The 627-nt window shown below is 64.4% G+C and carries 1 protein-coding gene; it reads right to left on the bottom strand.

The window, feature by feature from the left end; genetic code table 11:
• A partial coding sequence (locus HX846_RS37105; protein ID WP_178967450.1) for a TolC family protein occupies positions 1-627 on the bottom strand: 627 nt, incomplete at both ends.

The raw sequence follows: 627 nt of genomic DNA, 5'->3' as shown, positions 1-627 counted from the left end.
GGCCTGTTGCTGTGCCAGCGGCAGTTGGCGTTGTTGTGCGGCCACGAGGCTTTTTTGCTGGGCCAGTTCCAGGGCGGTGGCGGAGCCTGCATCGTGGCGAGTCTGCACCAGCTTCAACACGTTTTGGGCGTTGTCCAGGTTGAGTTGGGCGATGCGCAGTTGCTCACGCAATGACAGCCACTGGGTATAGCTGGTCGCAACACCGCTGAGCAGGGTCAGTTCCACGGTGGCCTGGTCGAACTCGCTGGCGCGCACCTCTTCCACGGCGCTGTCCCGGGCGGCGCGCTTGCCACCCCAGAAATCAATTTCGTAAGTGGCGCTCAGGCGCGCATCGAAGTAATCCACGGCCTTGTTGCTGCTGGTAGCGTCCAGCTGGCTGTAGCCCTTGCCCCGCAGCAGCTTCTGGCGGTTTGCATTGAACGCGCCGGTGAGTTCAGGCAGCAACGGTGCGCCGGCTATCACTGCGCTGGCCTGGGCCTGGCGCACCCGGGCCATGGCGCTGGCCAGGTCGTAACTGCCGCTGCGGGCCTGTTCGATCAGTTGGTTGAGCTGGGGGCTGTCGAAACTTGTCCACCATTGCTGGTTGGCCCGCAGCGCCGTTGCGTCGTTTGCGCTGTGCCAGGCGGG

Source organism: Pseudomonas sp. K5002, assembly GCF_013386655.1.
GTDB lineage: Bacteria > Pseudomonadota > Gammaproteobacteria > Pseudomonadales > Pseudomonadaceae > Aquipseudomonas.
This window is presented reverse-complemented; position numbering and strand designations above follow the sequence as displayed.